The sequence below is a fragment of the Lutibacter sp. genome, assembly GCF_041596795.1.
In the GTDB taxonomy this organism is placed as follows: domain Bacteria; phylum Bacteroidota; class Bacteroidia; order Flavobacteriales; family Flavobacteriaceae; genus Lutibacter.
In genome coordinates this window covers 20,873-30,860 of sequence record NZ_JBFHHX010000025.1, presented here as the reverse complement: position 1 = coordinate 30,860, position 9,988 = coordinate 20,873, and the positions used below count along the sequence as shown (strand labels likewise).

Annotated in this window: 10 protein-coding genes; 4 read left to right on the top strand and 6 right to left on the bottom strand. The window is 29.3% G+C overall.

Translation table 11 applies throughout. The annotated features are described in order from the left end of the window. Positions 1-169: 169 nt before the first annotated feature. The 6 genes from xerA to ABY298_RS04970 all read right to left on the bottom strand — a co-directional run bounded on the left by xerA (position 170) and on the right by ABY298_RS04970 (position 4,908). The gene (gene xerA, locus ABY298_RS04995) at positions 170-1,354 is read right to left on the bottom strand and encodes a site-specific tyrosine recombinase/integron integrase (RefSeq protein ID WP_372744909.1); all 1,185 of its coding nucleotides are present in this window, start codon (positions 1,352-1,354) and stop codon (positions 170-172) included. Between the two features lie 69 nt (positions 1,355-1,423). Then, positions 1,424-1,828 (bottom strand): hypothetical protein, encoded by a 405-nt coding sequence (locus ABY298_RS04990; protein ID WP_372744908.1) that lies wholly within the window; start codon positions 1,826-1,828, stop codon positions 1,424-1,426. Positions 1,829-1,923: 95 nt separating this feature from the next. Then, complete coding sequence (locus ABY298_RS04985) at positions 1,924-2,418, bottom strand: glutathione peroxidase (protein WP_372744911.1); 495 nt, start codon at positions 2,416-2,418, stop codon at positions 1,924-1,926. Positions 2,419-2,512: 94 nt separating this feature from the next. Then, entirely contained in the window at positions 2,513-3,196 is a 684-nt protein-coding gene (locus ABY298_RS04980; RefSeq protein WP_372744907.1) for an SDR family NAD(P)-dependent oxidoreductase, read from the bottom strand. Positions 3,197-3,208: 12 nt separating this feature from the next. Continuing rightward, complete coding sequence (gene folE, locus ABY298_RS04975) at positions 3,209-3,886, bottom strand: GTP cyclohydrolase I FolE (protein ID WP_372744906.1); 678 nt, start codon at positions 3,884-3,886, stop codon at positions 3,209-3,211. Positions 3,887-4,026: 140 nt separating this feature from the next. Next, the gene (locus ABY298_RS04970) at positions 4,027-4,908 is read right to left on the bottom strand and encodes a MerR family transcriptional regulator (RefSeq protein WP_372744905.1); all 882 of its coding nucleotides are present in this window, start codon (positions 4,906-4,908) and stop codon (positions 4,027-4,029) included. A 169-nt stretch (positions 4,909-5,077) separates the two neighbouring features. Between ABY298_RS04970 and ABY298_RS04965 the strand changes: the two genes are divergently transcribed. The 4 genes from ABY298_RS04965 to ABY298_RS04950 all read left to right on the top strand — a co-directional run bounded on the left by ABY298_RS04965 (position 5,078) and on the right by ABY298_RS04950 (position 9,842). After that, positions 5,078-6,442 (top strand): fasciclin domain-containing protein, encoded by a 1,365-nt coding sequence (locus tag ABY298_RS04965; RefSeq protein WP_372744904.1) that lies wholly within the window; start codon positions 5,078-5,080, stop codon positions 6,440-6,442. A gap of 95 nt (positions 6,443-6,537) precedes the next feature. Continuing rightward, the gene (locus tag ABY298_RS04960; RefSeq protein ID WP_372744903.1) at positions 6,538-7,962 is read left to right on the top strand and encodes an SDR family oxidoreductase; all 1,425 of its coding nucleotides are present in this window, start codon (positions 6,538-6,540) and stop codon (positions 7,960-7,962) included. Next, positions 7,959-8,420 (top strand): SRPBCC family protein, encoded by a 462-nt coding sequence (locus ABY298_RS04955; RefSeq protein WP_372744902.1) that lies wholly within the window; start codon positions 7,959-7,961, stop codon positions 8,418-8,420. The genes ABY298_RS04960 and ABY298_RS04955 overlap by 4 nt, the downstream gene beginning before the upstream one ends. Positions 8,421-8,567: 147 nt before the next feature. Beyond that, complete coding sequence (locus ABY298_RS04950) at positions 8,568-9,842, top strand: DUF1566 domain-containing protein (RefSeq protein WP_372744901.1); 1,275 nt, start codon at positions 8,568-8,570, stop codon at positions 9,840-9,842. Positions 9,843-9,988 lie beyond the last annotated feature (146 nt).

Here is a 9,988-nt window from a genome sequence, read left to right as displayed (position 1 = left end):
TGTTATATCCAAACAATACTAACTGTTTTTCCATTAAATTCTCCGGATAAACACATGTTTTGTTTCTGATTTTGGTTTTACAATTTTTGTTTAAATGTAATAAAATTTTGAAAAATAACAACGTATTTGTTTAATTTAAACATATATTTTAAAAATTTAAATCAAAATATTAATAGTTATCAGATAATCTGCGAGGTATTGTATTGTTCTGATCTGTCATTCCTTTTAATGCTAAATCTAACGGACTTTCAATTTTTAACAAATCTTTTTTACTTACATGAGTATAAATCATAGTGGTTTCTGGCTTTGCATGACCTAATAATTCTTGAATATAGCGTAAGTCTATACCATTTTCTAATAAATGTGTAGCGTAACTGTGACGCAAAGTATGTGGTGTAACTCGTTTTTTAATGTTGGCTGCTATACACGATTTTCGTAAAAAAGCACGAATACTTTCTGCACTGTATTTTTCTTCTGTTGGCCCTTCAACAAAATAAGTTTTTGGAGCATAACTATTTACATAATTTAATAATAAGGGAATAAAACTTTCTGCTAAAATAATAACTCTATCGCGCCTTCCTTTACTATTTTTTACAATAATTTGACGTCTATCAATATCAATATCTTCTAATTTTAAATTTAAAAGCTCGCTAATTCTTAATCCGGCAGAATAAATCATGGCTAAAATGGCGCGGTGTTTTAAGTTTTTTGTACATCGTAATAAATCTATAATTTGCTCTTTAGATAATACTGTTGGAAGTATTTTACTTTTTTTTGGACGTGTTAATTTTATTTCTTCAATTTTACATTCTGGGTAAAAAGCTTTAAACAGTTTTATAGCGCTAATTAATTGTCTTTGACTGCTAATGCTCATTTTTCTGGGAACAAAAACATCTTCAATAAATAATTCAACATCTTTATTATTAAAATCAATAACAGGTTTGTCTTTCATATAATGAAAAAAATCGGCCACAAACGTAAAATAAGTTTTTATGGTACTTTCACTATATCTTTTTCCGTTTAAATATTTTATAAATAAGCGAATAATGTTTTTATTTTCATCAGAAATTACACGGTTTTCACGTGGTACTTTAATGTTTATGGTATTGTAAACCGATGCATCAACAGTAAAAACAGCTTTATCTGCAAAAGCATTTTTTAATTGTTGTATGTTTTCAGGTGAAAATTCGGTATGCCAAGATTTTAAGGTCATACTCCATTTATATGTAGATAAATTTTTAAGAATATCAATAAACAATCTATTGAACTTAAAAAACAATGCTAATCGAACCTCGTTTTTGTGGTTCACTTTTTTTATTAAAATTGTAGGTAATTTGGTGGTAGTCTTTTTCATAGCAATTGCAAATTACTAAAAAATTAACTTTTTTCAAAAAAAAATGTAAGAGGGAATTTAAGGTGTTTTTTAATTAGTTAATTTTTCATTATTATTAACTTTTCCTTTAAAATTAGAAGGATACAAATCAATTCCTTTTTTTTCTGCAGCTTTTAAAATAAACGGAATAAGTAAGGTTGCGCCTGGAATTAGCATAAAAGGAACACCAATTCCTAATTTTTTTAAAATATCGTAAACACGTAGTTTTAAATGCAATTCTTCTTCTTTGGTAATTTTTTGTTTAACAATGTAATTGGCTAAAATTCTTCGCGTTTCTTTAGAATCGGCAGCTTCGTTTTTAATGCCATCCATAAAAAAATCGAAAGCTTTTATGGTTTTAGCTTTGTTGTTTTTTATAATTTTCGCAAAATCCTTTTTGCCATTGTTTTCAAAAATAGATACATCTAACTTTAAAATATTCTTTTTCTCATCCATTAAAATACATCTAAAAATTTAACAATAATACGTTTAAATTTAATACTATAGCTCAATTTATGTAAATAAATGGATGATGTATGTACTTTATTAAATTAAATTTTTGAAGTTATTTTAGTATCTAAAGGATTGGTAATACTATAATAAAAATCTATAAAATTTCCGTTTTCATCAATCAAATATTTTTGAAAATTCCATTTTACGGATGAATCTTTAACTCCATTTTTATTTTTTGAAGTAAGCCACGTGTATAACGGATGTTGATTTTCGCCTTTTACATCAACTTTTTCTGTAATAATAAACTCAACTCCATAATTTTTAGAGCAAAACGATTGAATTTCTGTGGCATTTCCTGGTTCTTGTTCTCCAAACTGATTGCAAGGAATTCCAATAACAACCAATTTTTCTCCATAAGTTGTATGCAATTCTTGTAAATCTTTGTATTGTGGCGTAAAACCACATTCCGATGCTACATTTACAAACAATATTTTTTTTCCTTTAAAAGCAGCTAGGTTTATAGCATTGCCATTTAAGTTGTTAATAGCAATGTTGTAGATAGATTCTATTGGTTGCTTTTTTGATGTGCTCATAGTGTTTAATTTGTTTTCTTTTGATGTAGAATTACATGAAATTAATAAGGATGTAAGTATAATAATGTAAGCTATAATTTTCATTTTATATATTTTAAGTTGTTATAGAAACTAAACCGGCATCAATTTTATGAATTTGTCCGGTAATTGCCAAAGATTTTTCAGAAATTAAAAAAGAAGCTAACAATGCAACTTTTTTTGCAGATAAATAATTCTTTAACGGATGTTTGTTTTTTAATGCTGTTTTTACAGCTTCATTTCTTAATATTTTTGTAGCCAAAGGTGTTTCTGTAATAGTAGGAGCAATAGCATTTACTCTAATAAATGGAGCTAATTCTGCTGCCAACGATTTTGTTAATCCTTCTACAGCACCTTTTGCTGCGGCTATACTTGCGTGAAAAGGCATTCCTAAAACTGTTGCAACTGTGCTAAATAGTACAATAGAACCATTTTCTGAATTTTTTAAAGCTTTTAAGTAGTGCTTAATTACTTTTACAGCACCTAAAACATTTATTTCAAAATCGTTTTTAAAATCTGTTTCAGTTAAACTAGTTATTGGTTTTAAATTAATGCTTCCTGGGCAATAAACTAACGCATGTATAGTTTCAATTTGGGGTAATGAATCTTTAAAAATATCGCAACTATAATGCGTTAAATTTTTATGTTGAAGCTGAGGCTGAGTTCTGCTGATATTTATAATTTTATGGGTGTCAATATTTTCTTCAATAATTGCTTTACCAATGCCAGAACTTCCTCCAATAATTACCATTGTTTTCATAATAATTTGGCTTTATTGTAAATAATTTTGAAGTTCTGCAATTTTTTGTTGATTGTTAAATGCACCTCCATAAAATGTGGTAACTGTTGCAGAAGTATCGTCTTTAATTCCTCTAGAAGCCACACATAAATGTTTTGCATCTACTATTACAGCCACATCATTGGTTTGTAAAATGCTTTGCAATTCTTTACCAATTTGCATAGTCATACGTTCTTGTACTTGTGGTCTTAAGGCAAAATACTGTACAATTCTATTTAATTTAGATAAACCAATTACTTTACCCGATGAAATATAGGCAATATGTACTTTTCCAAAAATTGGAACAAAATGGTGTTCGCAATTAGAGTAAAATGTAATGTTTTTTTCTACCAACATTTGGTTGTATTGGTATTTATTATCGAATAATGCAATTTTTGGTTTATTTTTTGGGTTTAAACCAGCAAAAATTTCATCAACATACATTTTTGCAACTCTATCTGGAGTTCCTTTTAAAGAATCATCGGTTAAATCTAATCCAAGCACATCCATAATTTCTCGAAACAAATAGGAGATGGTTTCTTTTTTTTCGGTATCAGATAATTTATGAGCATTTTTTTTCATTGGAGTTTCTAATGTTGTGTATAAATGATTATCTCCAATTTCATCGATACTAATTAGTTCAAAATTAGTATTGTTAGTAGTAGTTTTCATAATGTATTTATTTTATTGTCTAATTAAATATAGTGTAAAGTTAAACAAAAAAATGTAAAAGCAAAAAAAACTTTCAATATTCAATAATTAAAGAAAATAATTTATTGGTAAATGAAAGTTTATGCAGTAAATATTAATTTTTAAGATGAATACTCTTTTAATAAGGTAATTAAGTTAGCGGGAGAGGATAAGTAGTTAAAATTAGAATCATTTATAAAAGTGGTTGTAAAAATTGGGTTGCCAGAATAAAGAATTTTTGTGTTGGTTTCTTGCGCTATATTTGTTAATATATCAGCAAAATTATCTGATCTTGGCGTTGTAAACATTGTTAGTAAATATGCAGGTTTTATTTCTAAAACAATATCTTTTAAATTTTCCGAAGGCATTTTTTGTCCTAAGTAAATAACCTTCCAACCTAAGTCTTTTGCTATAAAGTTAGATAAAAGTAATCCTAATTCGTGATCTTCACCTTCTAACAAAAACAATACTAAAGTAGGAGCGTTTGCAGTTGGTAATGTTAGTGATTCTGTGGCTGCTATAATTTTTTGTCGAATTAAATTAGAAATAAAATGTTCTTGTGGCGGCGATACTTTATTGGTTCCCCAAAGTACTCCAACCTGATTTAAAAACGGATAAATAAGTTCTGTTACCGTATTTAAAATTCCTTTTCTTAATATATTTCTGTGGAAAATTGTATGAAACGCTTCTTCATTATAAGTTAACATACTAACGGTTAATAGGTTAATATCGTCGTTGTATGAAGTAGTGTTATTTATTTGAAGTTCTGTTACTAAGGTATTTATATCTTCTGTAGTCATAGCATCAATTTTAGATACTTTATAACCGTTTCTGGTTAATATAGCTACATTAAGTAATTTTTTTAATTGTTCGCCAGTATAAAACCGAATGTTGGTTTCGGTTCTTTCAGCTTTCATAAAATTGTAACGTCGTTCCCAAATTCGTAATGTGTGTGCGTTTATACCTGTTAGGGTTTCAACTTGTGTCATTGAATAAGTTTCCATGTATAAGTATTCTAAAGTATTTGGTTAAACAAATGTGATTTATTTAGTACAAATATCCTAAAAATATTTCTTAAAATCAATAAATGTCTAATAAAAAAGAAAATAAAGTTGTACAAAATTAAAATTATTTTATATATTTGTCTAACTATTAACTCAAATATATTAAACAATGAAGAATTTAAAGTACCTTTCAGTTCTATTTTTAGCATTTACTTTTTTATTTATATCATGTAACGATGACGATGATGATATGGAAGTAATACTACCAACACAAAATATTGTAGAAATTGCTCAGGCAAACGGATTTACATCTTTAGCTGCCGCTTTAACAAAAGCAAATTTGGTAGATGCGTTGCAAGCATCTGGAGAGTTTACAGTATTTGCACCAACCAACGAAGCTTTTGCAAATTTATTAGCAGCAATTGGTCAAACAAGTATAGATGATGTTCCAGCATCTGTTTTAGAGAAAATTTTATTATACCACGTAGTTCAAGGAGAAGTAATGTCATCTAGTATAACTGCTGGAAATGTTACAACCTTAGCAGGTGAAGAAATTACCTTAACAACCTCAGGAGGAATAAAAGTAAATACTGCTTCAGTAATTTCACCATACGATGTTGAAGCAACAAACGGAATTATACATACTATTAATGAAGTTTTAATTCCGCCAACAATTGTTCCTTTTGTAAATTCAGTTTTAGAACCAGCATATTTTAGCGAAAGTTTTACTACGTTAATTGAAGCTGCTGTTAAAGCCGATTTGGTAGAAACCTTATTAACAACGCCTAATTTAACAATATTTGCCCCAACCAACGATGCTTTTGTAGCTTCAGGATTAGATTTAGATGCTTTAAGCTCAGAAACTATTGCAAGTGTTTTAACATATCACGTTATTGGAGCAAAAGTTTTAAGTACGGAAATTCCTAGAGATGCTGGAACAGTAAACGGTGCTAAATTATGGTTTTCATTAGTTTCATCAGGAAACTTTATCAATGGAGATACCGAAATAGTAGCCGTAGATATTGAGTCAGGATCTGGTGTGGTACATGTAATTAATAACGTGTTATTGCCTCCAATAGGAAATATTGTAGAAACTGCTATTGAATTATCTGCAGACGGAGAATTTACATCATTAATTGCAGCATTAACACGCACAGCTGATGAAGGAACAGCGAATCAAAATTTAATTACTGTGTTAAGTGGTGACGGACCATTTACCGTTTTTGCTCCAACTAATGCTGCTTTTCAAGCTTTGTTAGATAGTAATGCGGAGTGGAATGCTTTGGGAGATATTCCTTTAGAAACTTTAATCGCAGTTTTAACTTATCATGTTGTGCCAGCTAAAGCTTTTGATAAAGATATTGCAGGTGCCGTAGATAGCAACAATCAATTGCCAACTGCAAACGGAGCAAAACTAACTTTTGATTTAACAAACTTTAAAATTAATACAACAACCTCTATTATAGGTGTTAATACAAACGCATCAAATGGTGTTATTCACGTAATTGATGAAGTGTTAGTGCCAACAATGTAAAAATTAAACGATGTAGTTAATTGTAGAACAGGGAAAGGCAATTATTGTTTTTCCTTGTTTTATTAATTTAATACGTATCTTACTATAAAAAAAATATGAAAATTTTATTAACAGGAGCAACAGGTTATATTGGTAAAAGACTAATTCCGTTATTGTTAGAAAATGGACATGAAGTAGTATGTTCTGTGCGCGATAAAAATAGATTTTCAATAGAACAATTTAATTCAGATAAAATATCGGTTGTTGAAGTTGATTTTTTAAATGTAAAAACTCTAAAAAATATTCCTGAAGATATAAATGCAGCTTATTATTTAATTCATTCAATGGCTACTTCTAAAGATAATTTTGAAAAATTAGAAGAAATTTCGGCTACAAACTTTAAAAATTATATGCAATTAACTACTGTTAAGCAGGTAATTTATTTAAGCGGCATAGTAAATGAACAAGAACTGTCTAAACATTTAAGTTCTCGTAAAAATGTAGAAACTATTTTGGCATCAGGCAAATTTCAATTAACAACTTTAAGAGCCGGAATTATTGTTGGGTCGGGTAGTGGTTCTTTTGAAATTATTAGAGATTTGGTAGAAAAATTACCATTTATGATTACTCCTAAATGGCTACATACCAAATCGCAACCAATTGCTGTGCGGAATGTTTTACAATTTTTAATTGGTGTTTTAGGATATGAGTATGCGTATAACAAAAACTTTGATATTGGAAGCAAAGAAATACTTACGTATAAACAAATGTTATTGCAATTTGCAGAAGTACGTAAATTAAAAAGAACTATTATTTGTTTACCAATAATGACACCAAAATTGTCATCGTATTGGTTGTATTTTGTAACTTCAACTAGCTATAAATTGGCAAGTCATTTAGTAGATAGTATGAAAGTAGAAGTAATTTGTAGTGAAAATGGTTTAGCCGAACGTTTAAACATTAAACTGTTAACTTATAAAGAAGCAGTTTCATTGGCATTTCAAAAAATTGAAGAACAAAACGTTGTATCTAGCTGGACAGACGCACAATCTAGTAAAAAGTTGTTAAAAGGTGTTGCAAAACTAATTGAAGTTCCTAAATATGGATGTTTTAAAGATTTTAGAATTGAAAAAATAGATGATGAAGAAGAAACTATCCAAAAAATTTGGGCAATAGGAGGGGAAACCGGTTGGTATTATGGAAACTTTTTTTGGAATATGCGCGGTTTTATAGATAAATTATTTGGCGGAGCAGGATTAAAACGAGGAAGAAAAAATGCATCCGATCTTCAAGTTGGAGATTCTTTAGATTTTTGGAGAGTATTAGACGCTAGTAAAAGAACAAAACGTTTATTATTATATGCCGAAATGAAATTACCTGGTGAAGCATGGCTAGAATTTAAAATACTAAATAATGAATTACACCAAACAGCAACTTTTAGACCTTTAGGTGTTTTAGGCCGATTGTATTGGTACAGCGTGCTACCTTTTCACGGGTTTATATTTAATGGTATGATTAAAAAATTAGCAAAAAAACAATGAGTTATTTTCAGTTTAAAAGTGAGCAAAAAATTAATGCTACTATGAATGAGGTTTGGCAATTTATCGCATCGCCAAAAAATTTAAAAGAAATTACACCACCTTATATGGGTTTTGAAGTAGTTACTAAAGATTTATCGGAAAAAATGTATCCAGGAATGATTATTGGGTATAAAGTAAGTCCGTTAGCAGGCATAAAACTAAACTGGCTTACAGAAATTACACATGTGGTAGATGGTTTTTACTTTGTAGATGAGCAACGTGTTGGTCCGTATGCTATTTGGCATCATCAACATAAAATTGAACCTTTTGAAAATGGGGTTTTAATGACAGATATTGTAACCTACAAACCTCCTTTTGGATTTATAGGAACGCTGTTAAATTCATTAATCATTAAAAATAAACTAGCAGAAATTTTCGATTTTAGAACCAAAAAAATTGATCAACTTTTTAATCATTAATTTTATTCTTTTTAATACTATTCATAATTTTTAATTGATAAAATACTTCTAACTGTTTATAAAACATCCAAATCTATTGAATATCTTTTCTGTCGATTAATTGATATAATACTTTCGTACAAGAAAATTAACTAAAACTTGTAACCAATGAGAAAATTTGGAGTATTAAACAAAAAATCGAGTAATCTTGATAAGATTAGAAATAGTAATTACGTAAATTCCTATATAGTAAAAACATTAGTAGTATTTATTTCAATTATTGCATTTGTAGCTTGTAGCGATGATGATAAAATAACAATAAGTGATGACGATGATGATACCTCAACACCAACAGTGTCGTTTGTATTAACAGATACTGGTCAAAATGTTTTTTATGATGAAGAAGGAAATGTGATTTCTACTCCAAGTGAAGGTGAAGATTATTATGGGCAAGATGCGCAATATTCAGGAACGTCATCTTCATTTAAAGATAATGGAGATGGTACAGTTACCGATTTAAATACAGGTTTAATGTGGCAGCAAACACCAGATTTTGAGCGTCATAATTATTACGATGCGTTTGATTATGTTGATGATTTAGAAATTGGTGGATATACAGATTGGAGACTTCCTACAATTAAAGAATTATACTCATTGCTTTATTCAAATGGTGAATTGGATGCAACAAGCACATCAAATTCTCAACCATATTTATATGATGCGTATTTTGATTTTGAATATGATCAAATGATGTCGTATGCTGGTCAATATTGGTCTAGCACAAAATATGTAAAAGGTGGTTTACAAAATACTAGTATTGAAGGAGCATTTGGTTTTAACTTTGCTGATGGTCACATAAAATCATACGAAACTGGTTTATATTTTAATGGAGCATCGGGTGTAGAAGATCCGGGTTGTTTTGTAAGAGCTGTAAGAGGCGAAGAAGGTGTATATGGTGTAAACGATTTTTCTTCAAATGGTGATGGAACCGTAACAGATAATGCAACTGGTTTAATGTGGCAACAAGTTGATGACGGTAACACGTACGATTGGAAAAGTGCATTAGCCTATGCAAGTAATAGCGAATTAGCTGGATATACCGATTGGAGACTACCAAATGCCAAAGAATTACAAAGTATTGTTGATTATGAAAAAACAACAATTCCGGCAATTGATGAAACTTATTTTACTTGTACCGATAGTGATAGCTGGTTTTGGACAAGTACAACTCAAGGAGATTTTAAATATACTGCTATCTATATTGCATTTGGAAAAGCATATAGTAAAGAAAATAGTTCAGCAACAGATTATTACGATTGGCACGGAGCAGGAGCGCAACGTTCCGATCCAAAATATGGAGATCCAGAAGATTATATTCTTGAATCTGTAAATGCTAGTGATTTAATTAGAGTGAAAAATTATGTTCGTTTAGTAAGAAATTAAACTTTTTTAACCCCAGTTTTTTAGTAGCTGAGTTAGGTGGATTATTCTACTTAGCTCAGTTTTTTATTTTGTAAAGGTTTGTTAAAATTAGTATGCAACATTAGAATTTAATTTTAATTATTGCGTTATTGTACTGTAAAATAAGG